This is a genomic window from Allobosea sp. 05T438, assembly GCF_056396025.1.
The window spans coordinates 88,899-115,442 of sequence record NZ_JBFTKQ010000002.1 but is presented as its reverse complement, the minus strand read 5'-3'; the positions used below and the strand labels follow the sequence as shown (position 1 = coordinate 115,442).

Here is a 26,544-nt window from a genome sequence, read left to right as displayed (position 1 = left end):
CCATGCACAAAAACGGCCCCGTCGCGCTCCTCTTCCACGGCCTCGTCGTCGCCTTCGTGCTGGCGCCGCTCGTCGTGGTCTGCCTCGTCGCCTTCACGCCCGAGAACACGCTCTCCATCCCGACGACCAGCTTCTCGCTGCGCTGGTTCCGGGCGATCTTCGCCCACCCCGATTTCGTGCCGTCCTTCTACAACAGCCTCTGGCTGGCGACGCTGGCCGCGACGCTTTCCGTCGCGCTCGCCGTGCCCGCCGCGCTCGCGATCGACCGCTACGATTTCCCCGGCCGCGATGCGTTGAACGGGCTATTTCTTTCGCCGCTGATCATCCCGCATCTGGTGCTGGGCGTCGCCTTCCTGCGCCTCTTTGCGCTGATCGGTGCGACCGGCTCCTTCGCCTGGCTGGTCGTCACCCATGTCATCGTCGTCACGCCCTATGTGATGCGCCTGGTCATGGCGGCGCTTTCGGGCATGGACCGCAGCGCCGAGCAGGCGGCGATGACGCTCGGCGCCTCGCACTGGACGGTGTTTCGCCGCATCACGGCGCCGATGATCCTGCCCGGCATCACCGGCGGCTGGCTGCTCGCCTTCATCAACAGCTTCGACGAACTGACCATGTCGATCTTCGTCACCTCGCCGCAGACGGTGACGCTGCCAGTGCGGATGTACATGTACGCGACGGAGTCGATCGATCCGATGATGGCAGCGGTCTCGGCCCTCATGATCGCGCTGACGGCAGGCGCCATGCTGGTGCTCGACCGCGCCTTCGGGCTCGACAAGATCCTCGTCGGCCAGAAGTGACCGCCATGTCCTCGAACCAGAAGCCGCTGCTTCATCGCATCGTCCGCAAGGACCACCCCGCCATCGCCTTCACGCTTGATGGCGTGCCCTGCGAGGGCCGCACCGGCGATACCCTTCTCAGTGCAATCCTGAACCGCACCGACAGCCTGCGCCGCACCGAATTCACCGGTGAGCCGCGCGCCGGCTTCTGCCAGATGGGCGCTTGCCAGGATTGCTGGGTCATGACCGAGACKGGCGAGCGTCTGCGCGCCTGCACGACGCCCCTAGTCCCCGGCATGCGGATCGTGACGACGCTCGGGAGGGTGGCATGACCAAGCGTCCGCAGCCGTTGATCGTCGGCGCCGGACCGGCCGGCATCCGCGCCGCCGAGGCGCTCGTCGCTGCCGGCCTGCGCCCGCTGGTGGTGGATGAGGCGCCGGCCTGTGGCGGGCAGATCTATCGCCAGCGCCTTGTGCAGGATGGCCGCTCGACCAAGGACCTCTATGGGTCCGAGGCGGGCAAGGCCGAACGCCTGCACGCGGCCTTCGCCGCGCTGGGCGGCCGCATCGACTACTGGCCGCAGGCGCTGCTCTGGAACCTGCGCGACGGCAGCGCCGACATCGCAGTTGGCGGCGCGACCCGCCGTGCCGAATACGATGGGCTTGTCCTCGCGACCGGTGCGACCGACCGCGTCCTGCCGGTCCCCGGCTGGACGCTCCCCGGCGTCTTCACGCTCGGCGGTTCCCAGATCGCGCTCAAGGCCCAGGGCTGCGCCATCGGCAGCCGCGTCGTCTTCGCCGGCTCCGGCCCGCTGCTCTATCTCGTCGCCTGGCAGTACATGAAGGCGGGCGTCGAGGTTGCGGCAGTGCTGGACGCCGCTTCCAGTTCCGCCAAGCTCAATCTGATCAAGGCCCTGCCGCTCGATCCCGGCATCGTGCTGCGGGGAATGCGCTTCGTTGCCGAGCTGCGTCTGCGTGGCATAGCCATCCGCACCGGCATTGAGGGGCTGCGCATCGAAGGCGATGGCAGGGTCTCCGGCGTGGCCTGGCGCGAGGGCGGCCGCGAGCGGCGTCTTGCCTGCGACGGCGTCGGCTACGGCCTTGCGCTCCGTTCCGAAACGCAGCTCGCCGATCTCGCCGGCTGTGCCTTCCGCTTCAACGAGCGCGACCGCGCCTGGCTGCCGATGCGGGACGCCGCCGGCCGTGCCTCCGTTCCGGGCGTCTATCTTGCCGGCGACGGCGCCGGCATCGCCGGAGCCGATGCGGCGGAGCGGGCTGGCGAGCGCGCCGCGCTGGCGCTTCTCGAAGATCGCAGTCTGGCTTTCGACAAGGCACGCGCCTCTGCGCTCGAAGCCGAGCTTGCCCGCATCGGCCGGCTGCGCGACGTGCTCGAAGCCGCCTTTCCCTTCCCGGCCCACTGGGCGGGGGCGATCGACGACGCCACTATGCTCTGCCGCTGCGAGGAGATCACGGCCGGGGCGGTGCGCGAGGCCTCAGCCCATTTTGATATCAGCGAGATCAACCGGCTGAAGGCGGTGAGCCGCGTCGGCATGGGGCGCTGCCAGGGGCGGATGTGCGCTGCCGCCTCCGCCGAGGTGCTGGCTGCTGCGACGGGCAAGCCGATCGATGCCGTCGGCAGGCCGAGGGCACAGGCGCCGGTGAAGCCGATCCCACTCGCCTTGCAACTGACGGCGGATCGGCCGGAGGCCGCAGAATGAGCCGGCATTTCGACATCGATGTCGCCATCGTCGGCGGCGGCCTGGTCGGCTCCTCCGCAGCGCTGGCGCTGCGCAATATGGGCTTCAGCGTCGTACTGCTCGACAAGGGCTTCTGCGGCGCGCAGGCCAGCGGCGTGAACTATGGCGGCGTGCGTCGGCAAGGCCGTCCGCGCGAGCAATTGCCGCTGTCGCAGCGGGCGCATGCCGTCTGGCCGCGTCTCAAGGAATTGATCGGCATCGGTGGCGAGTTTCTGCGTTCCGGCCATCTCAAGCTTGCCCGCAGCGAGGCCGATATGGCCGCGCTCGAGTCCTACGCCGCCGAGGTCGCCGATCAAGGCCTCGGCCTCGAGCTCATGGGCCATAACGGGCTGCGCGAGCGCTTTCCATGGATCGACGGCAGCATCCTCGGCGCCTCTCTCTGCGCCGGTGACGGCCACGCCAATCCGCGCCTCGTCTCGGCCGCCTTCGCCAGCGCCGCTCGGCGTGCCGGTGCGCATGTGCTGGAGAACACGCCGGTCACCGGCATCGCGCGCAACGGCGAGGGCTTCGCGCTGGAGGCTGGAGAGGGCGTCAGCCTGACGGCCAGCATCGTCGTCAACAGCGCCGGCGCCTGGGCGGATCGCTTCGCCGCCGATTTCGGCGAGCCTGTGCCGCTCTCGCGCATCTACCCCTCGATGATCGTCACCGAGCCGCTGCCGCCGGTGATGACCGTCAACATCGGCATGGAGGGCGGAGGCATCTACGCCCGGCAGGTCGAGCGCGGTAATTGCGTCGTCGGCGGCGAGCGCGCCCTGCCGCTCGAAAATGCCGATTTCTCGCGTCCGCGCGGGGAGGGTGCGCTCGCGATCATGAACCGCACGGCAGAGGTCTTCCCGGCGCTGCGCCATGCCCAGGCGATCCGCTTCTGGTCCGGCACCGAGGCGTCCATGCCCGACCGAAACCCGGTCATCGGCTTCAGCGGTACGACGCCCGGCCTGATCCACGCCTTCGGCTTCACCGGCGCCGGCTTCCAGATCGCGCCCGGCGTCGGCGAGGTGCTGGCCGAGCTCGTCCGCGACGGTCGCACGTCCACGCCGATCGAAGCGTTTTCCATCGCCCGTTTCAGCCGGCCTTCCGGGCCGGAGGGTCAGGACCGCACCAGCCACGGCTCGGGTGCGCGTTCGCAGTCAGAGCCGCAAAGCAGGGGAGCCCACTCATGATCACTCGTCGCACCGCATTGGCCGGCACCGTCGCCGCGCTCGCGCTGACCGCCGCCGGCAGCGCCTTCGCCCAGACCAAGACGCTCTATGTCGGCATGAACGGCGGCAATTTCGAGCGCACCTTCACCCAGGCCGTCTTCCCGGAGTTCGAGAAGGCCAACAACGTCAAGATCGTGGTGGTGCCCGGCACGTCCTCGGACATCCTCGCCAAGGCGACTGCGGCCAAGGACAAGCCGCAGATGCACATCATGTTCCTCGACGACGGCGTGATGGTCCGCGCCATCGGCGCCGGCCTCTGCGAGAAGCTCAAGGACAGCCCGGAGATCGCCCAGGTTGACAAGGGCGCCCGCATGAAGGGCGACATGGCCGTCGGCATCGACATGGGCATGACCGGCCTCGCCTATAACAAGAAGATGTTCGACGAGAAGGGCTGGGCGGCGCCGACCTCCTGGATGGACCTCGCCGATCCCAAGTTCAAGGACAAGGTCGTCTTCCAGTCGGCCTCGGCCTCGTCCTTCGGCCTGCATGCCTTCCTGATGTTCAACCGCATCCAGGGTGGCACCGAGGCCAATGTCGAGCCGGGCTTCGGCAAGTTCCGCGACACCATCGGCAAGAACGTGCTCGAGTTCATCCCGAACTCGGCCAAGATCTCCGAGATGGTCCAGACCGGCGAGGCTGCGATCTTCCCGCTGACCCCGACCGCCGTCGCCACGCTCAAGGAGAAGGGCATCCCGGTCGAGTACGCCCAGCCGAAGGAAGGCTCGGTGGTGCTGATGGTCGCGCAATGCGTCATCGCCAACAATTCGGAGCCGGAGCTGGCGCAGAAGCTCGCCGCCTACCTGCTCTCGCCCGAGGCGCAGTCGAAGGCCCTGGCTGCGGGCAACGTCGTGCCCTCGAACCCGAAGGCCAAGGCCGAGACGGCCGAGGCCGAGAAGAAGCTCGAGGCCTTCCACAACAACATGAAGACGGCGGTGGTGCTGGATTGGGACGCGATCAACGCCAAGCGCCCGGAATGGAACAGCCGCTGGAACAAGATGATCGAGCGTTGAGCCGCTTGCTCCTCCGATAGGAAAACGGCCGGTCCGTGAGGACCGGCCGTTTTCGTTTGAGGCATTCGCGTGGCGCTTCAGCCGAGTCGGTCAAATAGCTGACGAGAATCGAGAAACTCCCATCCTGCCTGCGAGCGTCATTCTCGGGCGGAGCGAAGCGAAGACCCGGGAATCCCTTGCCGGAGGAGGCTCGGGAGCCCGCATGTCACGAGATGCTCGGGTCAAGCCCGAGCATGACGGAAACGTCGCGGCCGTTACACCTCTTCAACATAGCGGCGGCGCAGATGCGCCTTGAACACGGAGGCATCGAGCGGCCGGCCGGTCGCTTCCGTGAGCAGATCGTCGGTCGAAAGCAGCGAGCCCTTGCCGTGGATGTTGGCGCGCAGCCAGCCGACCAGCGGGCTGAAATCCCCCTTGCCGATGCCCGGCAGGATAGCGGGCTCGGACCGGCAGGCCGCGTCGAATATCTGGGCCGCGGTCATCGCGCCGAGCGTATAGGTCGGGAAATAGCCCCAGCCGCCGGACGGCCAATGGATGTCCTGCAGGCAGCCGACCCGGTCGTCCGGGACGGTGACGCCGAGCAGGGATTTCATCCCGGCGTTCCAGGCCGCGGGCAGTTCTGCGAGCGGCATCTCGTCGGCGACCAGCGCCTTTTCCAGCCGGTAGCGCAGGATGACATGGGCCGGATACGTCACCTCGTCGGCATCGACGCGGATGAAGCCGGGCTCGACGCGGGTATAGCGGCGCCACATCGCTTCGCTTTCCCAGGCCGGGCCATGACCCCCAAAACTCTCCCGCATCAGCGGCGCGGCGAAGGCGAGGAACTGGCGCGAGCGGCAGGCCTGCATCTCCATCAGCAGGGACTGGCTCTCATGCACGCTCATGCCGCGCGCTGCGCCGACCGGCTGGTTGAGGTAGCCCTGCGGCCGGCCTTGCTCATAAAGCGCGTGGCCGGTCTCGTGCAGGACGCCCATCAGGGCCTTGGTGAAATCGGCCTCGTCGTAGCGCGTGGTGATGCGGACATCGTTGTCGGCGCCGCCGCAGAAGGGGTGGGTAGAAATGTCGAGCCGGCCGCGCCCGAAGTCATAGCCCAGTGCTGCCATCAGCCTCAGGCCCAACGCGCGCTGCGTCTCCGTCGGGAAGGGGCCCTCGAGCGCCGACAGCGCCGGCCGGCGCGCCTGCACGGCCATCACTTCCTCGGCGAAGCCGGGGAGGAAGGCGGCGAGATCGTCGAACAGCGCGTCGATCTTGGCCGCGCTGCCGCCCGGCTCATAGTCGTTGAGGAGGGCGTCATAGGGCGAAAGCCCGAGTTTCTCGCCCTTGGCCTTGCCGATCTGCCGTTGCAGGTTCAGCACCTCGGCGAGATAGGGCAGCAGGCCGGCAAAATCGGAATCGGCCCGCGCCTGGCGCCAGCGCATCTCGCAGGCTGAGATCGCCTTGCTCGACGCCTCGACGAGATCGGCGGGCAGGGCGGTGTCGACCGTCCAGACGCGCCGGATCTCGCGCAGATTGGCCTTCTCCCAGGCGCCGAGGCCGTTGTCGCTGTCGGCATCCGTGAGCCAATCGCCGATACGGGTGTCGGTCGCCAGGCCGTGGCGCATGACATGCAGCAGCGCCATGCTCTCGGCCCGCGTCTCGGCGGCGCCCTTCGGCATCATCGTGTCGTTGTCCCATTGCAGGATGCCGATGGCGTTGGAGAGCGCGGCGATGCGGCCGAAATGGGCGGTGAGGTCGGAATAGGCGGTCATGGGAGGTATCTCCGGGCCTTCGTGTCTTATGCGCGGCCATCCCGGACGAAGCGAAGCGCAGATCCGGGATCCATGCCTGAGCGCCGTTCGGCGTCGTTCCGGCATGGACCCCGGGTCTCCCTGCGGTCGCCCGGGGTGACGAGGGAACGAGTGTTGCGAATTCAGGCGAACAGCTTGGAATACTGCCGCGGCTGCGAGCGCAGGTACTGGTCCGGCGCCTTGACGCTGGCGCCCAGTTCCGCTGCGGCGTGCCAGGGCCAGCGCGGATCGTAGAGGATGCCGCGCGCCAGCCCGACGAGATCGGCCTCGCCCGTGCCGATGATGGCCTCGGCCTGCTCCGGTTCCGTGATCAGGCCGACAGCGATCGTGGGGAGCCCCGTAGCCTCCTTCACGGCCCGCGCCAGCGGGACCTGGTAGCTTGGGCCGAGCGGGATCTTTTGGGCCGTGGACAGGCCGCCGCTCGAGACGTGGATGAAATCGATGCCGCGGGCTTTGGCCGCGTGGGAGAAGGCGATGCTCTGCGCGACATCCCAGCCGCCTTCGACCCAGTCGGTGCCGGAAATGCGGAAGCCCAACGGGAAGCCCGCCGGTACCACCGAGCGCACCGCTTCGTAGACTTCGAGAGGGAAGCGCATGCGGTTTTCGAGAGAGCCGCCATACTCGTCGTCGCGCTTGTTCGAGAGCGGCGAGAGGAATTGATGCATCAGGTAGCCATGGGCGCCGTGCAACTCGATCGCCGCCAGCCCGAGCCGGACGCTCCGCCGCGCCGAATCCGCGAAAGCCTCGATGAGACGGGCGATGTCATCGCGGGTGAGGGCGCGCGGCGGACGCGGATAGGTCTCGAAGCCGACCGCCGAGGGCGCATGCACATTCCAGCCGCCCTCGTCGAGGCCGAGCTGACCGCCGCCCTTCCAGGGCTGCGCCACCGAGGCCTTGCGGCCGGCATGGCCGAGCTGGATCGCGATCGGCATGTCCGACCAGGAGCGGGCCGCCTCCAGCGCCTTGCCCAGCGCGGCCTCCGTCTCGTCCGACCACAGGCCGACATCGAAGGGGCTGATGCGCCCGTCGGGCTCGACGGCCGTCGCCTCGATGATGAGCAGCGCCGCACCGGAAAGCGCGAGATGGCCGAGATGGATGGTGTGCCAGTCCGTCGCGCAGCCGTCCTTGGCTGAATATTGGCACATGGGCGCGATGACGATGCGATTGGCGAGCGTGAGGCTGCCGAGCTGGTAGGGGCTGAAGAGCTGGCTCATGTCGGAAAGGCTTCTCAATGAGGGAAGGTTCGGAAGGCAGTCTAGAAGCGCTTTCCCCCACGAGGCCAGAGCGGGCCGTGCACATCAGATGTGCGCCACGCTGCGGCGGCGCTCACGATTCCGCGTTCGGCATTGTGCGACCGCGAAACCGCCGTAATCTGACATACTATAAGCAGGCTTATGTTTGGAGATTCTGTATGAAGCGACCCCTCCGGCGGGAATTCATGTTCCAGCTCGTTGAAACGTCTCGGCTGTTGCGGACTTATGTTGATCAGCGGGCCCGGCAGCACGGCACGACGCGAGCGCAGTGGGGCGTGATGTCTCGGTTGCGGCGGCAGGAGGGGCTGAACCAGGCCGCGCTGGCCGAGCAGATGGATCTGCAGCCGATTTCGCTCGCAAGACTGCTGGACCGGCTGCAGGGCCAGAACCTGATCGAGCGCCGGGAGGACCCGGCCGACAGACGCGCCTATCGGCTCTACCTGACCCCGGAGGGCCGGGCACTGGTGGACGACCTGGATGAGGTGCGTACCGCGATTGCTCAGGAGGTGCTTGGCGGGGTTGAGGAAAGGTCGATCCTCTCCGCGTTGGATACGCTGGCCACGATCCGCGAGCAGACCCGCGCCCAGCGGGAAGACAAGACGCAGATGCCGGCTTCCGCCGGCCAGACCGCCTGAACGAGTGGAGCGAACATGAAGCGTTCAGGTTTTGTCACCGGGCTGATGCTCGTCGCGGTCGCGGCCGCGGGCGTCTGGTATTGGCGCTCGCACGGCGCGGAAAACGCGCAGGCGACGCGCGGGCGGGGAGATGGCGCGCCCGTCGCGGTCGCGTCCGCTGCGGCGGTCCAGGTCGATTTCCCGGTGCGCAAGCGCGCTATCGGCTTCGTCGAAACCCCGGCGAGCGTCCTCGTGCGCTCGCGTATCGACAGCCAGATCATGCAGTTGCACGTCACCGACGGGCAGTTCGTCAAGACCGGTGATCTGCTCTTCACCCTCGACGATCGCGACATCAAGGCTCAGATCGCCAAGGATGAGGCGATGCTGGCGCGCGACGAGGCGACCCATACGCGCAACCTCGCCGATCTCGATCGCTACAAGCAGCTCTTCACTCGCAATGCCGGCACACAGGCGCAGGTCGACCAGGCAACCGCCGACGAGCGCAGCTCGGCGGCCAGCATCCAGGGTGACCACGCCACCCTGGACGCGGACCGGTTGAAGCTGAGCTACACGCGGATCATGGCGCCCATCGACGGCCGTATCGGCGCCGTCCAGGTCACGCCGGGCAATCTCGTCAACGCCGCCAACAACAGCAGCGGCACTGGCCTGCTGACCATCACCCAGATGAAGCCGCTGCGCGTATCCTTCGCCATGCCGGAGCATGAGCTGCCGACCCTGCAGGCTGCGCTCGCGGCCGCCAAGCCCATAGCGGTGACGGCCCGCGTGCCGAATACCGGCCGCCCGCCGGCGCAAGGCAGGCTCAACTTCGTCGATTCGACCGTCGACATGACATCGGGAACGATCACGGCCAAGGCGGCCTTCGCCAATGACGATCTCACCCTCTGGCCCGGTCAGTATGTCGATGTCGAGATTATCCCGGAAACGCTGATGGGCGTCACCGTGATTCCGACGGTCGCGGTCCAGACCGGGCAGAAGGGCCAGTATGCCTTCGTGGTGAAGCCTGACTCGACCGTCGATCTGCGTCAGATCAAGGTCGCGCTGACCGACGGCGACAAGACGGCGGTGTCAGAGGGGATCGCTGCGGGGGAGCGGGTCGTCATCGATGGCCAGATGCGGCTGAACCAGGGCACGCGGGTGCGTGAGCGCGGCGCGACCAGCGAGAAGCCGCCGGCGAGCACGCCGGTGGCCGAGGGCGCGCGCTCATGAGCATTTCCTCCTTCTGCATCAAGCACCCCGTTGCCACCATCCTGATGTCGGTCTCGCTGGTGCTGGCGGGGCTGTTCGCTTGGCGCTTCCTGCCGGTCGCGGCGCTGCCGCGCGCCGAGTTTCCGGTCATCAACGTATCCGCGCAGCTTCCCGGCGCCTCGCCGGACACCATGGCGACCTCGATCGCGACGCCGCTGGTCAAGCAGTTCGGCACCATCGCCGGCATCGACTCCATCTCGACCACGAACTCGCAGGGCGCGACCTCGATCGCCATCCAGTTCGTGCTGAACCGCGACATCGACGCGGCTGCAGCCGACGTGCAGGCAGCGATCACCCGCACCCTGCGGCAATTGCCGATCGAGATGACGACGCCGCCGAGCTATCGCAAGGTCAATCCCGCCGACGCGCCGATCATCCTGATGGCGCTTAAGAGCGATGTCGTGCCGCTGTCGCAGCTGGACGCCTTCGCGCAGCAGGTCATCTCGCCGGCGCTGTCCACGGTCGAAGGCGTCGCCCAGGTGCTGATCTGGGGCAGCCAGAAATACGCGGTGCGTATCCAGATCGACCCGACCGCTCTGGCGGCGCGCGGCATCGGTCTCGATGAGCTGCAACTTGCGATCACGGCCGCCAATGCCAACACGCCGGTCGGCACCCTCCAGAACACGGCCCAGCAGCTCACCATCCAGGCGCAGACCCAACTCGCCAACGCCGCCCAGTTCTCCAACGTCATCATCGCGACGCGCTCCGGCAAGCCGGTCAGGCTTGGCGACGTCGCCAAGGTGATCGACTCCGTCGAGAACACCCAGACCCGCAGCACCTATGACGGCATGCCGGCGATCGTGCTGGCGGTGCAGCGTCAGCCCGACGCCAACACCGTCGAAGTCGTCGACCGCGTCAAGGCGATGATCCCGACCTTCCAGGACCAATTGCCGGCCGCCGCCGCGCTCTCCCTGCTCAACGACCGCTCGACCTCGATCCGCCAGGCGGTGGAGGATGTGCAGTTCACGCTGCTGCTCACCGTCGCGCTCGTGATCATGGTGATCTTCGTCTTCCTGCGCCGGGTCGCCGCGACCTTCATCCCGGCGGTGGCGGTGCCGATCTCGATCATCGCGACGCTGGCCGCGATGTACATGCTCGACTTCTCGATCGACAACATCTCGCTGCTGGGCCTCACGCTCTCTGTCGGCCTGGTTGTCGACGACGCCATCGTCATGCTGGAGAACATCGTCCGGCATATGGAGGAGGATGGGCTCTCGGCCTATGAGGCGTCGTTGAAGGGCGCCAGCGAGATCGGCTTCACCATTATCTCCATCTCGCTTTCGCTGGTCGCGGTCTTCATCCCGGTGCTGCTCATGGGCGGCGTGATCGGCCGCATCTTCAACGAGTTCGCGGTGGTGGTGACGGTCTCGATCCTGGCCTCCGCCTTCGTCTCGCTGACGCTGACCCCGATGCTGTGCTCGCGCCTGCTTTCGGGCTACTCCGAGCATCATGAGGAGAACGCACTCGGCCGCTGGCTGGAGAAGGGCTTCGATGCGGTGTTGTCAGGCTATGATCGGGGGCTGAAATTCTGCCTGCGCTTCCAGCCGCTGATGCTGCTTGCTTTCTTTCTCACCATGGCCGGCACCGTCTGGCTGCTGCAGACGACGCCGAAGGGCTTCTTCCCGCAGGAGGATATCGGCCAGCTCCAAGTCTCGACGGAAGCCCGGCAGGACATCTCCTTCGACGCGATGCTGAAGCTGCAGTCCACGGTTGCCGACATCTTCCGCAAGTCGCCCTATGTCGCGCATGTCGCCTCGTCGGTCGGCGGCAATGGCGGCGGCGGCAGCGCGCTGAACTCCGGGCGCCTCTTCGTCGAGTTGAAGCCGCTGGACGAGCGCCCCAAGCTGCAGGAGGTCCTTGCCTCGCTGCGCCGCGACCTTGGCCAGGTGGCGGGCATCAACACCTACATGGTTCCAGTCCAGAATCTGAACATCGGTGCGCGCGCCTCGAAGAGCCAGTACCAGCTCGTGGTTCAGGGGCTCGATCAGGCGCTGATGAATGACTGGGCTCTGCGGCTCGCCGACGCGATGAGCCGCGATCGTGGGACCTTCGCCGACGTCACCACCGATCTGCAGAACAACGCCCTGCAGGCGACGCTCACGATTGACCGCGACAAGGCCAATGCGCTGGGTATCGGTGCAGACATCCTGCGTTCGACCCTCTATTCGGGCTTCGGCGTCCGGCAGGTCTCGACGATCTACACCACCGGTGACAACTACAATGTCGTCGTCGAGTTCAATCCCAACGAGCACTGGACGCCCGAGCACCTGAACGCCATTCGGGTGCGCGCCAAGAACGGCACATTGGTCCCGCTCGGCGCCGTCGCGCGGGTCGAACGGACGGCCGGCCCGCTCACGGTCAACCAGCTCGGCCAGCTCCCCGCCGTGACGATTTCCTACAATCTGCCGGCTGGCGTGGCGCTCGGCGACAGCGTCAACCGCATCGACACGCTCAAGGAGCAGATCGGCTTGCCGAAGTCGCTCTCGACGACGCTCGCCGGCACTGCCAAGACCTTCCAGGATTCATTGGCCAACCAGGGGCTGCTGATCGCGGGCGCGATCCTGACGATCTACATCGTGCTCGGCATTCTCTACGAGAGCTTCATTCACCCGCTTACGATCCTGACCGGCCTGCCTTCGGCCGCGATCGGCGCGCTCGGGGCGCTCAGGCTCTTCGACATGGACCTCTCGGTCATTGCCATCATCGGCCTCCTCATGCTGATCGGCATCGTCAAGAAGAACGCGATCATGATGATCGACGTTGCCCTCGTGCTGCTGCGCGAAGGTGCGTCGGCGCAGGACGCGATCCACCGGGCCTGCCTCATGCGCTTTCGGCCGATCCTGATGACCACACTGGCCGCGCTGATGGGCACGCTGCCGATCGCGCTGGGCGCCGGCGCGAGCGCCGAGCTGCGCCAGCCGCTCGGCATCGCGGTCGTCGGCGGCCTGATGATCTCGCAGGTATTGACGCTGTTCATCACGCCGGTCCTGTTCCTCTACATGGACAGGCTGTCGAACGGACTCCTCCGCCTCGGCGGCTGGCTGCGCGGCAGCAAGCAGGAATCGGCGCACGTCACACATCCGGCGGAGTGAGGTCGGATCAAAAGAAAACGCCGCCGGCTTCCCGTGAAGCCGGCGGCGTTTTTTTAGGTCGTTTTCCGGAAGGCTCAGGCCGCGTCGAGACCGTAGAGCGAGTGCAGCGTGCGCACCGCGAGCTCGGTATAGGCCGCATCGATCAGCACCGAGAACTTGATCTCGGAAGTGGTGATGGCGCGGATGTTGATGCCCTTCTCGGCGAGTGCCCGGAAGGCGCGGGCGGCGACACCTGCGTGAGAGCGCATCCCGACGCCGATCGCGGAGATCTTCACGACGTCGGCCGCGCCCTGGATCTCCTGATAGGCGATCACGTCGTGCTTGTTCTCGAGCAGCGTCTTGGCGCGCTCGTAATCGGCGGTCGGCACGGTGAAGGTGATGTCGGTCGTCGCCTGGTCGTCCGAGACGACCTGGATGATCATGTCGACATTGATGTTGGCGTCGGCGAGCGGGCCGAAGATCGCCGCGGCGACGCCGGGCTTGTCGGCCACGCGCCGGAGCGTGATCTGGGCTTCGTCCCGGGAGAAGGCGATGCCGGTGACGATCTGCTGTTCCACGATGTCGTCCTCGTCGCAGATGAGGGTGCCAGGATTGGGGTTTTCGGGGTCGTCGAAGGAGGAGCGCACATAGGTCGGCACGCGATGGACCATCGCGATCTCGACCGAGCGCACCTGCAGCACCTTGGAGCCGAGCGAGGCCATTTCGAGCATTTCCTCGAAGGAGACCTTGTCCATGCGCTTGGCCTTCGGCACCACGCGCGGATCGGTGGTGTAGACGCCGTCGACATCGGTGTAGATGTCGCAGCGATCGGCCTTCAGGCCGGCGGCGAGCGCCACTGCGCTGGTGTCGGAGCCGCCACGGCCGAGCGTGACGATGCGGCGGCTCTCGGCATGCACGCCCTGGAAGCCGGAGCAGACCGCAACCTCGCGGTTGCGGTCGAAGCCGGCGATGATGCCGGCGCCGTCGACATCGACGATGCGGGCCGAACCATGCGCGTCCGAGCCGTAGATCGGGATCTGCCAGCCCTGCCAGGAGCGGGCCGGAATGCCCATTTCCTTGAGCACGATCGCCATCAGGCCGGAGGTGACCTGCTCGCCCGAGGCGACGACGGTGTCGTACTCCGCCTGGTCGTAGAGCTGTGCCGCTTCCTTGCACCAGCCGACGAGTTCGTTGGTCTTCCCCGACATCGCCGAGACGACGATCGCGACCTCGTTGCCCGCTTCGAACTCACGTTTGACGTGGCGCGCCGCGTTCTTGATGCGCTCGATATTGGCGACAGAGGTGCCGCCGAATTTCATCACCAGACGGGCCATGACGGTCTTTGGGCTCTCGATAGCTGTCCCCGGCCGAAGAAGCCGGGTCGAAACGTCGCCCTCGCACTGGCGGCGGGGCGGGTGTAGATGACGGTCGGCAGGCGCGGTGTCAATGTGGCATCGCATAAAGGAAGGATCGGTTCATGGCGGCTGCGGCTGAGCGGACAGGCTCGACGATCGATCCGGCCGAAGTCGCGCGTTTCGATGCGATCGCGCGCGAGTGGTGGGATCCGAAGGGGCCCATGGCCGTCCTGCACAAGTTCAACCCGGTGCGCCTCGCCTATGTCCGCGACGAAGCCTGCGCGCATTTCGGGCGTGATCCCAAGCAGATGCGGGCGCTTGCCGGCCTGAGCCTGGTCGATATTGGCTGCGGCGGCGGCGTGCTGTCGGAGCCGCTGGCTCGGCTCGGCGCGGAGGTGACCGGGCTCGACCCTGCGCCGACCAATGTCAGCGTCGCGCGCGCCCATGCCGAGAAGAGCGGCCTGGCCATCGACTATCGCGAGGAGACGATCGAGTCGGTCGTCGCGTCCGGCAAGCGCTTCGACATCGTGCTGGCGATGGAGGTCGTCGAGCATGTCGCCGATGTCGAGGCCTTCGTCGCGGCCTGCTGCGCGGCGGTGAAGCCCGACGGTCTGCTCATCATGGCGACGATCAATCGTACGCTGAAATCCTATGCGCTCGCCATTGTCGGCGCCGAATATGTGCTGCGCTGGCTGCCGAAGGGCACGCATGACTGGGAGAAGTTCGTGACACCGGGCGAACTCGGCGGCGCCATCGAAGGCAACGGCTTCACGCTTGGAACGCGGACCGGTGTGGTCTTCAATCCGCTGACCGGTCGCTGGAGCGCGGCTCGCGATATGGATGTGAACTACATGCTCGCCGCCAGCCGCGGCGGCGCGGTCTAGCTTTCGCTCTCCGGCTCGGCGAGCGTCCCGTTTGCCGCCGCCAGCCGCTGAATGAGATCGGCCGGCAGCGCTTCCGCCACGCGCTGCTGCACCGCCTGCCAGGCCGGCAGCGCCGCCTGGAGCCGCCGGGCTCCCTCTTCCGTCAGCCAGACCGAGCGGCGGCGCAGATCCTTTTCGACCGCTGCGATCTCGATGAGGCCGTCGCGCTCCAAGGCTCGCAAATTCCGCGAAAGCGTGGAGGGATCGAGTCCCGCCTGCTCGGCGAGTGCTGCCATCCGGTCGTCTTCATTCGTTGCGACCACGGCCATCAGGCCGAGCTGTGCGACGCTCAGCCCGTTATCCCTGAGCGCTTCGTCGTAGATTTGCGTAACCCGTCGCGCTGCCTGCCGAATGGTCACCCCGGCGCAGCTCGCAGCGAGCCTGCGCACCTCCTCACGAAATCCGCGTTGTCGCTGCATGGCGAATCTTAATTTACGTGCAGATGCAATGATTGCATATACATGCAATGTGGGATTTCGAGGATTTCGCGATGCCGACGCCGTCTGCCGACATTTTGAGCCGCATCGGCGGCACAGCCTTGCTGACCTTGCGCCGCATCGTTCCCCCGAACGGCGCTCGGCTACTGCTGAAGCTCGAAAGCGAGAACCCGACAGGCTCGATGAAGGACCGCATGGCGCTCGCCATGATCGAGGCGGCCGAAGCCGATGGGCGGCTCCGGCCGGGCGGCAGCGTCGTCGAATACACCGGCGGGAGCACAGGCGTTTCGCTTGCGCAGGTCTGCGCGGCGAAGGGTTACCGGTTGCACATCGTGACGTCCGACGCCTTCGCACGCGAAAAGCTCAACCATATGCGCTTGCTCGGCGCGGAACTGACGATCATCCCGAGCGAGTCCGGCCGTATGACCGAGAAGCTGACGCGGGAAATGATCGAGGCCGCCCGGATCATTGCGGCGGAGACTGGCGCCTTCTGGACCGATCAGATGCGCAACATCGACCAGTTCGCCGCTTATGACCGGTTCGCCGACGAAATCTGGGAGCAGACCGGCGGCCGGATCGACGGCTTCGTGCAGAGCGTTGGCACGGCGGCCTCGCTGCGCGGAACCGGGGAGGCTCTGCGTCGCCTTGCCCCGTCCATCGCGCTTGTCGCGGTCGAGCCGGCGGAATCGGCGGTGCTATCGGGCGGGCCCACCGGCGCCCATAAGATCGACGGCATCGGCGCCGGCTATGTGGTGCCGCTCTGGCGGACCGACCTCGTCGATGCGATCGAGGCCGTCTCGACGGACGAGGCGAGGGCGATGGCTCTGCGGCTGGCGCGGGAGGAGGGTCTGTTCGCTGGCACCTCGACCGGCGGCAACGTCGTCGCGGCGCTGCGCCTGGCGAAGCGGCTCGGGCCGGGCGCGACCATCGTCTCCGTCATGTGCGACACCGGCATGAAGTATCTGAACAGCTTCGCCGCGGCGCTGCCGGATTGATGCTTACGGCCTGAACACGGCAGCAGCGACAAGCAGGACGAGGCCCGATGCGAGTGCGATCGCTGCCCGCAGGGCATTGGGATCCATGCGCGTCGGGAACCCGAAGCGATGCCACAGCCAGGCGCCGGCAAAGCCGCCGACAAGGATCAGCCCGGCGTTGAACAGCGCGCCGAAGCCGGCATTTCCGAGCAGCAAGTCGGAAATCCAGCCGAACAGGAGCACGGTGAGGACGAGCATCGTGACGATGAGGATGACGGAAAGCAGCGGCAGATCAGGCAGGCCGACCATCATTAGCAGACTGCGCATGGGTTCCTCTCCTGGCCGCGCCACACCGAAGATCGCCTGGAAGGGTGAAGAAAGCGCAAGCGCCCTGGCAGGCCGGCGTCGGGGGAGAATTTTGCGCCGCAGTGTAATTCCTTAGATCAATGGCGCAGCGCAGCATATGGTGCATGATCGGCACCCACATCCGCTGGACCCGCCCAGGCTCGGTCAAGGACGGATGAGAGCAGGGAGGACGACCATGTCGCAATCGCAGGCCGCTGTGAAGCCGCTCAAGGATCTCTACGAGCTCGACGAATTGCCGCCGCTCGGCCATGTCCCCGAAAGGATGTACGCCTGGGCCATACGGCGTGAACGCCACGGGCCGCCGCAGGAGAGCTTCCAGGTCGAGGTCGTGCCGACCTGGACGATCGGCGAGGAGGAGGTGCTGCTCCTCGTGATGGCGGGCGGTGTCAACTACAACGGCATCTGGGCCGGCCTCGGCCAGCCGATCTCGCCCTTCGACGTCCACAAGGCACCGTTCCACGTCGCCGGTTCGGACTGCGCCGGCATCGTCTGGGCCGTCGGCTCCAAGGTGAAGCGCTGGAAGGTCGGCGACGAGGTCATCGTCCACTGCAACCAGGACGATGGCGACGATGAGGAGTGCAATGGCGGCKACCCGATGTTCTCGCCCTCCCAGCGCATCTGGGGCTACGAGACGCCGGACGGCTCCTTCGCCCAGTTCTGCCGGGTGCAGTCGCGCCAGCTCATGCAGAAGCCGCGGCACCTCGCCTGGGAGGAGGCTGCCTGCTACACGCTGACGCTGGCCACCGCCTATCGCATGCTCTTCGGCCACGCTCCGCACGCCATCAAGCCCGGCGACAACGTCCTCGTCTGGGGCGCCTCAGGCGGCCTCGGCGTTTTCGGCGTGCAGCTCTGCGCGGCGTCGGGCGCCAACGCCATCGGCGTGATCTCCGACGAGACCAAGCGCGACTATGTACTGGGCCTCGGCGCCAAGGGCGTGATCAACCGCAAGGACTTCAACTGCTGGGGCCAGATGCCCAAGGTCAATTCGCCCGAATACGCCGAATGGACCAAGGAGGCGCGCAAGTTCGGCAAGGCGATCTGGGACATCACCGGCAAGAAGGATGTCGACATCGTCTTCGAGCATCCGGGCGAGGCGACCTTCCCGGTCTCCTGCCTCGTCGCCAAGCGCGGCGGCATGGTTGTGTTCTGCGCCGGCACCTCCGGCTTCAACATCACCTTCGACGCCCGCTATGTCTGGATGCGGCAGAAGCGCGTCCAGGGCTCGCATTTCGCTCATCTCAAGCAGGCGAGCGCGGCCAACCAGTTCGTGATCGACCGCCGCATCGACCCCTGCATGTCCGAGGTCTTCCCCTGGGACAAGATCCCGCTCGCTCACCACAAGATGTGGAAGAACGAGCACGCGCCAGGTAACATGTCCGTACTGGTCTACGCGCCGCGCACGGGCTTGCGCACCTATGAGGACGTGGCGGAGGCGCTGGGAGGATAGCGTGGCCGCATATCTGGTTGCAAAACGAGATCGGTTTCACTAGAGACTGCTTGCGAAAAGCAAGCGGTCTGGAGGAAGCCATGGCGTTGACCCTATATGCCCATCCGTTCTCGTCCTACAGCCAGAAGGTACTGATCGCGCTTTATGAGAACGGGACGCCCTTTACCTATCGGGTGCTCGGCCCGGATGATCCGGAGGCGGGGGCGGAATGGGTTGGCCTGTGGCCGTTGAAGCGCTTTCCGGTTCTCGTCGATCGCGGAGAGACGCTCGTCGAGTCCAGTGTCATCATCGAGCATCTCGCCCTCCGTCATCCGGGCCCCGTCCGGCTTTTGCCGGATGATCCCAAGGCCGCGCTCGCGGCGCGGATGATGGATCGCTTCTTCGACAACTACGTGATGACGCCGATGCAGAAGATCGTCCTCGATCATCTGCGGCCGGCCGGGGAGCGCGATCCCTACGGCGTTGCGCAGGCGCGCGAGCAGCTTGACGACGCCTATCGCTGGCTCGACGGGGCGATGGCCGAGCGCGAATGGGCTTGCGGCGAGGATTTCACCCTGGCCGATTGCGCGGCGGCACCGGCGCTATTCTATGCCGACTGGGTCCACGAGATCGACACTGCCTTCGGCCATGTCCGCGCCTATCGCGCCCGCCTCCTGGCCCGGCCCTCGTTCGCGCAGGCGGTCGACGAGGCCAGGCCCTACCGCAAGCTCTTCCCGCCGGGCGCTCCGGACCGGGACTGACAGACGGTCCCGGCATGGCCTGGCGGCGCTGACGGCCTGTCGCGACCGGCGGAACCGGGCTAGAGACGGCTGTTTCCGATTGCCTTGCGGGTTCCCATGCCGCCCCTGCTTTTGCGCGCGATGCCGCTGCTCTTCACCTTCCTGTGGTCGACAGGCTGGGTGGTGGCTGGCTATTCGGCCCGCTATGCCGACGCCCTGACTTTCCTTGTCGTTCGCTTCGCCACCGCCGCAGCTCTCCTGACCGCGATCGCGCTCACCACCAGCGCGCCCTGGCCACGCGGGCGGCGCGCGGTGCTGGACATCGCCATCACCGGCATCCTGCTGCACGGCATCTATCTCGCCGGCGTCTGGTGGGCGGTGCGCCACGGCCTGCCGGCGGCCATCTCCGGGCTGATCGCGGGATTGCAGCCGATCCTGACGGCGCTGTTTGCACCGGTCCTGGTGGGCGAGCGGATCTCCGGCATGCGCTGGCTCGGCATCGCCTGCGGGTTCCTCGGCATCGCGCTGGTGCTGCAGCCGCAGCTCGCCGGAGTCGAGCCGGTCGCTCTCTGGGGTGTGCTCGCGCCGATGCTGATCAATGTCGGCGGCATGTTCGCGGTGACGTTCGGCTCCTTCTACCAGAAGGCGCGGATCGTCTCCGGCGACCTGCGCACGATGACCGCGATCCAGTACACCGCGGCAGCGCTGGTCGTGCTGCCCTTCGCCTTCCTGTTCGAGCCGATGCGGATCGAATGGAACCTGACCATGCTGCTGGTCCTCGCCTGGTCGGTGATCGTGCTCTCGATCGGCAGCATCTGGCTCTATCTGTTCATGATCCGCCGCGGCGAGGTCTCGCGCATCGCGACCTTCCTCTATCTCGTGCCGGCGTTGGTCGCGGTCGAGGCCTGGATGCTCTTCGGCGAGACGCTGACCCCGCTCCAGATCGGCGGCATGGCGGTCACCGTCCTGGGCGTTGCGCTCGCCAGCCGGAAATAGGCAGCGGTCATATCGGCCGCCTCCGCAAAAAGGAGGATTTCGGTTTCGCTGGAACTCCTCTTATGCTGCGTCGCAACAAAGGGAGGCCGAAACCATGAGCGCAAATACCGCCGTCAAATCTGAGAATCAGGCCGATGCGGTCGCGCTGATCGCCGCTGCCCTGCCGGGCTTCGAGGCGCTGTTCGCGGATGCTGTCGCCGCGGTGCGGCAGAAGGTGCTCGTCGACGGCCGGGTTTCGTCGGCACGGCTCGAGGCGKAGCAGCACGCCGCCCATGGCCTGTCCTGGCTCGCGACCTATGTCACGGCGCTGCGGGAGCTCAAGGCCTATGGCGAGCGCCTGCAGGCTGAAGCGCGCTACGGCGCCGTCGAGGACTATGCGCTGCGGATCGGCGCCGGCGAATACGCCGCCCAGATCTTCGGTGGCATCCCGATGAGCCAGGGCGAGATCGTGCGCCTGTCGGCGCTCGGCCTCCCGCAGAAGGCTGTTTCAGCCGCCCGCTCCGATGCGGCGGAGGCGTTGATCGCTGAGGGCAACACGCCGGAGAACCGCGCCCGCTTCGTTGCGCTGTTCAGCCAGAGCGACGGCTCCGCCAGCGTCGGCGATCCCGGCCTCGACGAGACGCTGGAGGCGATCCGCTCCGAGATGCGCCGCTTCTGCGCCGCCGAGGTCACGCCCCATGCCCATGAATGGCATCTCGCCAACGAATACATCCCGCTGCCCGTCGTCGAGCAGATGGCCGAGCTCGGCGTCTTCGGCCTGACCATCCCCGAGGAGTTCGGCGGCATGGGGCTGTCGAAGGTCTCGATGTGCGTCGTCTCCGAAGAATTGTCGCGCGGCTATATCGGTGTCGGCTCGCTCGGCACCCGTTCGGAGATCGCGGCCGAACTCATCCTCTGCGGTGGCACGTCCGAGCAGAAGGAGAAGTGGCTGCCGAAGATCGCCTCCGGCGAAGTTCTACCGACCGCTGTTTTCACCGAGCCCAACACCGGCTCCGATCTCGCTTCGCTGCGCACCAAGGCGGTGCGGGAAGGCGAGGGGGCGGAGGCCGTCTGGAAGGTCTACGGCAACAAGACCTGGATCACCCATCCCGTCCGCGCCGACATCATGACGCTGCTCGTCCGCACCGATCCGTCGGAGCCCGGCTACAAGGGCCTCTCGATGCTGATCGCCGAGAAGCCACGCGGCACCGATGAAGACCCGTTCCCCGTCGCGGGCCTCACCGGCGGCGAGATCGAAGTGCTCGGCTATCGCGGCATGAAGGAATACGAGCTCGCCTTCGACGGCTTCGCGGTCAAGGGTGAGAATTTGCTCGGCGGCGTGCCGGGGCAAGGCTTCAAGCAACTCATGCAAACCTTCGAGGCGGCGCGCATCCAGACCGCAGCGCGCGCCATCGGCGTCGCGCAGTCGGCCTTTGATCTCGGGTTGCGCTACGCCCAGGAACGCATCCAGTTCGGCAAGCCGCTGATCGCCTTCCCGCGTGTCGCCGACAAGCTCGCCATGATGGCGGCCGAGATCCTGATCGCGCGCCAGCTCACCTATTTCGCCGCCCGCGAAAAGGATGCCGAGCGGCGTTGCGATCTCGAGGCCGGCATGGCCAAGCTGCTGGGCGCCCGGGTTGCCTGGGCGGCGGCCGACAACGCGCTCCAGATCCATGGCGGCAACGGCTTCGCGCTGGAATATCCGGTGAGCCGCGTGCTCTGCGACGCCCGCATCCTCAACATCTTCGAGGGCGCTGCTGAGATTCAGGCGCAGGTGATCGCGCGCCGGCTCGTGGAGGAATAGGCCACGCTCAAGCCGCGGCCGGACATCCAGTCGGGCCGTACCGTGATAATTTCGACAAGATGTGCCTGCTCGGTTGATGCGCCGGCCGATGGAGGCCGGACTGAATCGGGAGTCATCATGTCGAACCGCCTTGCCTTCGCTCTGGCCGGAACCGTGCTTGTCGGCGCCGCCGCATGGCTCTCCGCCCCTGCGATGGCTCAGCAGAATCCCGCCGGCCAGCAGCCGCCGCGCATCAGTGTGACCGGAGAGGGCGAGGTTGGCGTTGCGCCGGACATGGCGATCCTCAATCTGACCGTGCTGCGCGAGGGCGAGACAGCGCGCGCCGCGCTCACCGCCAATAGCGATGCGCTGAAGCAGGTGCTGGCGGCGCTCAAGGAGGCGGGTATCGCCGAGCGCGACCTGCAGACCTCGGGCCTGAGCATCCAGCCGCGCTTCGCTCAGCCCGGCAAGGAGCGCAATGTCGAGCCGAAGATCACAGGCTACACCGTCAGCAATGGCCTGACGGTTCGCGTTCGCAAGCTGGCCGATGCCGGCGCTATCCTCGACAAGGCCGTGAGCCTGGGCGTCAACCAGGGCGGCGGCATCGTCTTCGTGAAGGACGATCTCAAGCCGACGCTGACCGAGGCGCGCAAGCTCGCGGTCGCCGACGCCATCGCGCGGGCCAAGACGCTTGCCGAGGCGGCCGACATCAAGCTCGGCCGGATCCTGACGATCGAGGAGCAGTCGAGCCTGCCGCGTCCGATGCCCTATGGCGGGCCGATGAAGATGGCGGCGAGCGACGCCTTCGTGCCGCTGGCGGCCGGAGAGAACAGCTATCGCACGCAGGTCAACGTGGTCTTCGAGATCGCGAACTGATCCGCGCCAGCTGGCCCGGCATGTCGCCCGCGGGGTGCCGGGCCTCCTTGCCGGCCGGCTGTGGCAGGCTGGCGACGATGACGCCGCACAGGACGACAAGGCCCGGCAGGAGCAGATCCATCGGCGGCAGCTCGGCCAGCATCAGATAGGCCGCCAGCGCGATCAGCGGCACGCGCAGCGTATCTGCGCTGCACAGCTGGAGCGGCGTGCCATGGCGCGAGGCATTGGCCAGCGCCGCCTGCGAGACGAAGCCGCCGACGATCAGCGCCAGCACCGCCCCGCCGATCACCGCCAGCTCCGGCGCGGGGAAGGCGAGCCGATAGGGTTGGGGGGGCGGTGACCACTGCTCCGGTACGAAGAACCAGAGCAGCAAGTAGAGCGGCAGCTGGATCGCATGCATCAGGAACACGATCGACAAGGTGCTGCGGCGCGCGGCGAGGCCCGCCAGCATCAGGTTGGTGGTGGTCAGGACGGCGACGGCTGCGAGCGCGATTGCGATGTCGCTGTTGGGAACGGCGTTCAGCTTCAGCACAAGTAGCCCGACGCCGATCGCGAGAAGCGCCAGGCCAAGCGCGGGGACGACACCTGGCCTCCGGCGCAGCGTCAGGAACACCAGCACCCCCGCGAAGAGCGGGCCGGTGAACTCGACGGTGGTGACCAGCGCCAGCGGCAGGTGTGACAGGCTCCAGATCAGCGCCAGCGAACCAGCCAGGTGCAGCACGCTGCGGATGATGTCGTCGCGCGGCTGCGAAGGCAGGAAGCCCCGGCGCTGTCCGCTGCCGCTCGCCCAGGCAACCGCACCGGCGATGGCGAGGCTGCCGATCGAGCGCAGCAGGCCGATTTCGATGATGGTGAGATAGCCCGCGAGAAGGCGGATCGAGACGGCGATGGCGAGATAGGAGGCCAGATAGGCGCTTATCCACCCGAAGAACGCCGGAAACTCTCGGCCTGGCCGGTCCAGGGAATGCCCAGCAGCATGCGCTCCAGGATGGCCATCCGCATCGGTACCGAAAGCTGAACCTGGCGGAAATAGCCTGCGTTCGGAAGGCTGTCGCATGAGCTGTCGAGCTCCGAGAAGCGCGGAAGGGGGTTGAGGATCAGGGTGTCAGAGCGGGCGTCCAGGATCTTGCGGGCGTTGAGGGTGAAGAGCTCGCTTTCCTTTTCCTTGTCGACGGCCTCGGTGCCGAGCGAGGCATGAGCGAATTTGCTCATGTCCTGCATCTGGATGCTGAGAACGTCGTGGTCGAGCGTGTGGCGGATGTCGTGGACGATGCCGACGGCGGTGCCGAGGTCGGCCAGCACGGTCATCGCCTCGCGCATCACCGGATTGATCGGCACATCGGGCAGGCAGCACAGGGTGAAGCGTTTCGGCGGGCATACCCGGAGCATCTTGACGAAGGAGACGGCGAAACGCGCCCGCGTATCGCTCGACAGGGCAATGCTGAGCGTCTCGACCGCGCCGCGCATCTGCCGGATCGAAAAGATATCGACCAGAGCCTGGCTCGGATGCTCGTCGGCGCCGTTGCCGGCATTGATGACGGGCAGATAGCTCAGCCGCCCGACGCGATAGGGCATGTCCTCCAGATGCGAACGGACCACGAGCAGGTCGCTGTAGAGCTCGACGGTCCGGATGTGGTCCTCGATGGATTCACCCGTGCTGTTGCCGATGCGGCTGCGGTCCGTGTCGTAGGCGTCGATCGACTGGTGGCCGAGCCGGGCCGCCGCCGCCTGGAAGCCGAGCCGCGTGCGCGTGCTGCGCTGGTCGAACAGGGTGGCGATGACCTTCGGGCGTCGGCGCGGCGCCGGCGGCTGATCCGGGAAGGGAAGTCCGGCCTTCTCCATCTCTTCCTCGCGCAGATGCCGCTCGGCGCGTTCGATGATGTCGTCGAGGTCGAAACGCGAAACGGCATCGGCACTCAGCAGATCCTTCCCGCTCGGATAGTTCGGGCGCTGCATCCAAGGCCTCCGGCTCGCGCGGACGTCTGCGACCGGAGCGTTTCAGGCAACCTGGCTGAAGCGAACCGACTTGCGCCAGCCGGAGCGTGAGCGCGCTGCCCTCGTCCGTCCCGTCGCTACACGAGTACCGATCATGGGCAGCAATTCCTCCGCTGTCATCGGCCGAGCGAAAACAAACCCCTGAATGCCATGGACGGCGTATTGTTTGATGATATCGAGCTGCTCCCGCGTTTCGACGCCTTCGACGATCAAGCGTAATTCCAGGTCGTGGGCGAGCTGGGTGATGACGTTCATCAGCGAATCGGCCTTTCGCGAGGTGCCGATTTCCTGCGTGAACGCCTGGTCGATCTTGATCGTATCGATCGGCAGATGCGCCAGATAGCTCAGCGAGGAATAGCCGGTGCCGAAATCGTCGAGCGCGATCCGAACGCCGAGCTTCCGCAGCGCGACCAGCCGGGAGACGACGTGCTCGGGGTCGTGGATCAGCGAACTCTCGGTGATCTCGATCGTGAGCCGTGCCGGCTCGATGCCGCTCATCCGGATCAGCGCCTCGACCGTGCCGACGAGATCGTGGCCGCTGTCGAACTGACGTGCCGAGACATTGACGCTGACACCGACGCTGCGCGGCCATGACAGCGCCGTCCGTATGGCCTCCCCGAGCGCCCAGGAGCCGAGCACCGTGATGAGGCCCGTCCGCTCGGCCAGAGGAATGAAGATCTCGGGGGTTACCGTGCCGCGACGAGGATGATTCCAGCGCAGGAGAGCCTCGACGAGTGTCGCCGAGCCTGAGCGCGGATTGTAGATCGGCTGGAAATTCAGCTCGAACTCGCCGCGCCGCAGCCCTTCCCGCAGCTCCGTTTCGAGCGCCAGACTGTCTTCACGCTCGTCGCGAATGGCGGCGGTATACGTGACGAAGCGGTTCCTGCCGTCGAGCTTGGCGCGGTAGAGTGCGATGTCGACGCATTTCAGCGCCTCCTCGATCGAGGGCGCACAACCGGCCGGCGCGATACCCATGCTGGCCGTCGCCGTGACGTGTCGCCCGCCGATGAAGCGCTGGCTCGCGAGCAGCATGACGAGCCGGGCCGCCAGCGCCGTCGCGCCATCGGCGCTGCGCGTGGTCGCGACCATGAATTCGTCGCCGCCGGTGCGGGCTGCGATGTCGCTGGGTCCGAGTTCCGCAAACAGCGTTTCGCTCACCGCCTTCAGCAGCGCGTCGCCGACATCGTGGCCGAGGCTGTCGTTGATGCCCTTGAAGCGATCGATATCGATCGAGATCAGCGTCACGGGACAACCGGACGCCGCCAGGGCCCGGATCTCGCGCATGAAACCTCGGCGGTTGTAGAGGCTGGTGATCGTGTCGTTGACGGCGAGATGCTCCAGCTCGCGCGTCGAGCGCAGCCGGGCGAGGAAGATCCGATGGATCACTTGCGCGCTGGAGAATGTCAGGACGGCGGTCAGCGCCACCGACAGTGCGATGACGAGATAGGCGGGGTCCTTCGTCCAGAGCAGGGCCAGCGTGAACGGCGTCGCCGCCGCGAGAACCTGCACGCGCGTGATCACCGGCCGCGAGCTGTTGCGTCCCGATATGCCGGCGAGGTAGCCGATCGTCTGGGCAACCGCGAGCACTGCGACAGGTTCGTGGGTGTAGCGCAGGACCGCGTAGCCGCCGAACGCCGCGATCAATGCGGCCGTCGACCAGGCACCAGCCATTGCGAGCTTCTCGAGGCGGTCGATATCGCCGACGCTGGCGGATGCGAGATGGATGGACTTGTAGTGATGGTGCGAGACGTGGCGGAAGCAGCCGATCGCAACCATCGTGGCGGCCATCGCGTAGAAAACGGCATCGTTGCCGGTCAAAAACCCGGCCGCGATCATGACCGCCGTGACGGTCACGGTGCCGATGAGAATCGTGCCCGGTGTCGCGTAAAGCGCTGCCACCAGTTCGGATTTCATCGCGATGTCGTTTTCATGAACATCAACGATCATGAGGAGCGCCCTGTC

22 protein-coding genes are annotated in these 26,544 nt (G+C 66.7%); 15 read left to right on the top strand and 7 right to left on the bottom strand.

Annotated elements, in window-relative coordinates:
• Window positions 1–2 precede the first annotated feature (2 nt).
• From AC1DIN_RS04335 to AC1DIN_RS04315, 5 genes are read left to right on the top strand one after another with little or no spacing between them, the layout of a single operon-like run.
• Window positions 3–797 (top strand): ABC transporter permease, encoded by a 795-nt coding sequence (locus tag AC1DIN_RS04335; RefSeq protein ID WP_476808823.1) that lies wholly within the window; start codon window positions 3–5, stop codon window positions 795–797.
• Between the two features lie 5 nt (window positions 798–802).
• Window positions 803–1,108 carry a (2Fe-2S)-binding protein gene (locus tag AC1DIN_RS04330; protein ID WP_476808822.1) on the top strand — a complete coding sequence of 102 codons (306 nt, stop codon included), beginning with the start codon at window positions 803–805 and terminating at the stop codon, window positions 1,106–1,108.
• Entirely contained in the window at window positions 1,105–2,493 is a 1,389-nt protein-coding gene (locus AC1DIN_RS04325) for an FAD/NAD(P)-dependent oxidoreductase (RefSeq protein ID WP_476808821.1), read from the top strand. Before AC1DIN_RS04330 ends, AC1DIN_RS04325 begins: the two co-directional genes overlap by 4 nt.
• Window positions 2,490–3,692, top strand: coding sequence for an NAD(P)/FAD-dependent oxidoreductase (locus AC1DIN_RS04320; RefSeq protein WP_476808820.1), 1,203 nt, complete (start codon window positions 2,490–2,492; stop codon window positions 3,690–3,692). Before AC1DIN_RS04325 ends, AC1DIN_RS04320 begins: the two co-directional genes overlap by 4 nt.
• Window positions 3,689–4,741 (top strand): ABC transporter substrate-binding protein, encoded by a 1,053-nt coding sequence (locus tag AC1DIN_RS04315; protein ID WP_476808819.1) that lies wholly within the window; start codon window positions 3,689–3,691, stop codon window positions 4,739–4,741. Before AC1DIN_RS04320 ends, AC1DIN_RS04315 begins: the two co-directional genes overlap by 4 nt.
• Before the next feature lie 254 nt (window positions 4,742–4,995).
• On the opposite strand, the gene AC1DIN_RS04310 is transcribed toward AC1DIN_RS04315, so the two are convergent.
• Together AC1DIN_RS04310 and AC1DIN_RS04305 are read right to left on the bottom strand one after the other, a co-directional pair.
• On the bottom strand, window positions 4,996–6,489 hold the full coding sequence (locus tag AC1DIN_RS04310) for a carboxypeptidase M32 (protein WP_476765988.1): 1,494 nt from the start codon (window positions 6,487–6,489) through the stop codon (window positions 4,996–4,998).
• Between the two features lie 161 nt (window positions 6,490–6,650).
• The gene (locus tag AC1DIN_RS04305; RefSeq protein WP_476808818.1) at window positions 6,651–7,742 is read right to left on the bottom strand and encodes an NADH:flavin oxidoreductase/NADH oxidase; all 1,092 of its coding nucleotides are present in this window, start codon (window positions 7,740–7,742) and stop codon (window positions 6,651–6,653) included.
• Between the two features lie 224 nt (window positions 7,743–7,966).
• Between AC1DIN_RS04305 and AC1DIN_RS04300 the strand changes: the two genes are divergently transcribed.
• From AC1DIN_RS04300 to AC1DIN_RS04290, 3 genes are read left to right on the top strand one after another with little or no spacing between them, the layout of a single operon-like run.
• Window positions 7,967–8,416, top strand: a complete 450-nt coding sequence (locus AC1DIN_RS04300; protein ID WP_441468432.1) for a MarR family winged helix-turn-helix transcriptional regulator — start codon at window positions 7,967–7,969, stop codon at window positions 8,414–8,416.
• 15 nt (window positions 8,417–8,431) lie between these two features.
• Window positions 8,432–9,622 carry an efflux RND transporter periplasmic adaptor subunit gene (locus AC1DIN_RS04295; protein ID WP_476808817.1) on the top strand — a complete coding sequence of 397 codons (1,191 nt, stop codon included), beginning with the start codon at window positions 8,432–8,434 and terminating at the stop codon, window positions 9,620–9,622.
• Window positions 9,619–12,753 carry an efflux RND transporter permease subunit gene (locus AC1DIN_RS04290; RefSeq protein ID WP_476808816.1) on the top strand — a complete coding sequence of 1,045 codons (3,135 nt, stop codon included), beginning with the start codon at window positions 9,619–9,621 and terminating at the stop codon, window positions 12,751–12,753. The genes AC1DIN_RS04295 and AC1DIN_RS04290 overlap by 4 nt, the downstream gene beginning before the upstream one ends.
• Window positions 12,754–12,827: 74 nt before the next feature.
• Here AC1DIN_RS04290 and AC1DIN_RS04285 read toward each other — a convergent pair whose 3' ends face one another.
• Window positions 12,828–14,066 carry an aspartate kinase gene (locus tag AC1DIN_RS04285; protein WP_476808815.1) on the bottom strand — a complete coding sequence of 413 codons (1,239 nt, stop codon included), beginning with the start codon at window positions 14,064–14,066 and terminating at the stop codon, window positions 12,828–12,830.
• 143 nt (window positions 14,067–14,209) lie between these two features.
• Between AC1DIN_RS04285 and ubiG the strand changes: the two genes are divergently transcribed.
• Window positions 14,210–14,971, top strand: a complete 762-nt coding sequence (gene ubiG / locus AC1DIN_RS04280; RefSeq protein ID WP_476808814.1) for a bifunctional 2-polyprenyl-6-hydroxyphenol methylase/3-demethylubiquinol 3-O-methyltransferase UbiG — start codon at window positions 14,210–14,212, stop codon at window positions 14,969–14,971.
• Here the strand turns inward: ubiG and AC1DIN_RS04275 are convergent.
• The gene (locus AC1DIN_RS04275) at window positions 14,968–15,429 is read right to left on the bottom strand and encodes a MarR family winged helix-turn-helix transcriptional regulator (protein WP_476808813.1); all 462 of its coding nucleotides are present in this window, start codon (window positions 15,427–15,429) and stop codon (window positions 14,968–14,970) included. The two genes, ubiG and AC1DIN_RS04275, sit on opposite strands and share 4 nt — an antisense overlap.
• 71 nt (window positions 15,430–15,500) lie before the next feature.
• Here AC1DIN_RS04275 and AC1DIN_RS04270 point away from each other — a divergent pair, with 71 nt between their 5' ends.
• A complete protein-coding gene (locus AC1DIN_RS04270; RefSeq protein ID WP_476808812.1) occupies window positions 15,501–16,442 on the top strand; it encodes a PLP-dependent cysteine synthase family protein in 942 nt (313 codons plus the stop codon).
• A gap of 3 nt (window positions 16,443–16,445) precedes the next feature.
• Here AC1DIN_RS04270 and AC1DIN_RS04265 read toward each other — a convergent pair whose 3' ends face one another.
• A complete protein-coding gene (locus tag AC1DIN_RS04265; protein ID WP_476808811.1) occupies window positions 16,446–16,748 on the bottom strand; it encodes a hypothetical protein in 303 nt (100 codons plus the stop codon).
• A 214-nt stretch (window positions 16,749–16,962) separates the two neighbouring features.
• On the opposite strand from AC1DIN_RS04265, the gene ccrA reads away from it, so the two are divergent.
• From ccrA to AC1DIN_RS04240, 5 genes are all read left to right on the top strand, one after another.
• Entirely contained in the window at window positions 16,963–18,234 is a 1,272-nt protein-coding gene (gene ccrA, locus AC1DIN_RS04260; RefSeq protein WP_476808810.1) for a crotonyl-CoA carboxylase/reductase, read from the top strand.
• An 80-nt stretch (window positions 18,235–18,314) separates the two neighbouring features.
• A complete protein-coding gene (locus AC1DIN_RS04255) occupies window positions 18,315–18,974 on the top strand; it encodes a glutathione S-transferase family protein (RefSeq protein WP_476808809.1) in 660 nt (219 codons plus the stop codon).
• A 96-nt stretch (window positions 18,975–19,070) separates the two neighbouring features.
• Window positions 19,071–19,949, top strand: a complete 879-nt coding sequence (locus tag AC1DIN_RS04250) for a DMT family transporter (RefSeq protein WP_476808808.1) — start codon at window positions 19,071–19,073, stop codon at window positions 19,947–19,949.
• A gap of 94 nt (window positions 19,950–20,043) precedes the next feature.
• The gene (locus AC1DIN_RS04245) at window positions 20,044–21,732 is read left to right on the top strand and encodes an acyl-CoA dehydrogenase family protein (protein WP_476808807.1); all 1,689 of its coding nucleotides are present in this window, start codon (window positions 20,044–20,046) and stop codon (window positions 21,730–21,732) included.
• A gap of 117 nt (window positions 21,733–21,849) precedes the next feature.
• Window positions 21,850–22,587: an SIMPL domain-containing protein gene (locus tag AC1DIN_RS04240; protein WP_476808806.1), complete on the top strand. Its 738-nt coding sequence runs from the start codon at window positions 21,850–21,852 to the stop codon at window positions 22,585–22,587.
• Window positions 22,588–23,502: 915 nt separating this feature from the next.
• Here AC1DIN_RS04240 and AC1DIN_RS04235 read toward each other — a convergent pair.
• The gene (locus tag AC1DIN_RS04235) at window positions 23,503–24,543 is read right to left on the bottom strand and encodes an aspartate carbamoyltransferase (protein ID WP_476808805.1); all 1,041 of its coding nucleotides are present in this window, start codon (window positions 24,541–24,543) and stop codon (window positions 23,503–23,505) included.
• A gap of 42 nt (window positions 24,544–24,585) precedes the next feature.
• Complete coding sequence (locus AC1DIN_RS04230) at window positions 24,586–26,529, bottom strand: putative bifunctional diguanylate cyclase/phosphodiesterase (RefSeq protein ID WP_476808804.1); 1,944 nt, start codon at window positions 26,527–26,529, stop codon at window positions 24,586–24,588.
• Window positions 26,530–26,544: the final 15 nt, after the last annotated feature.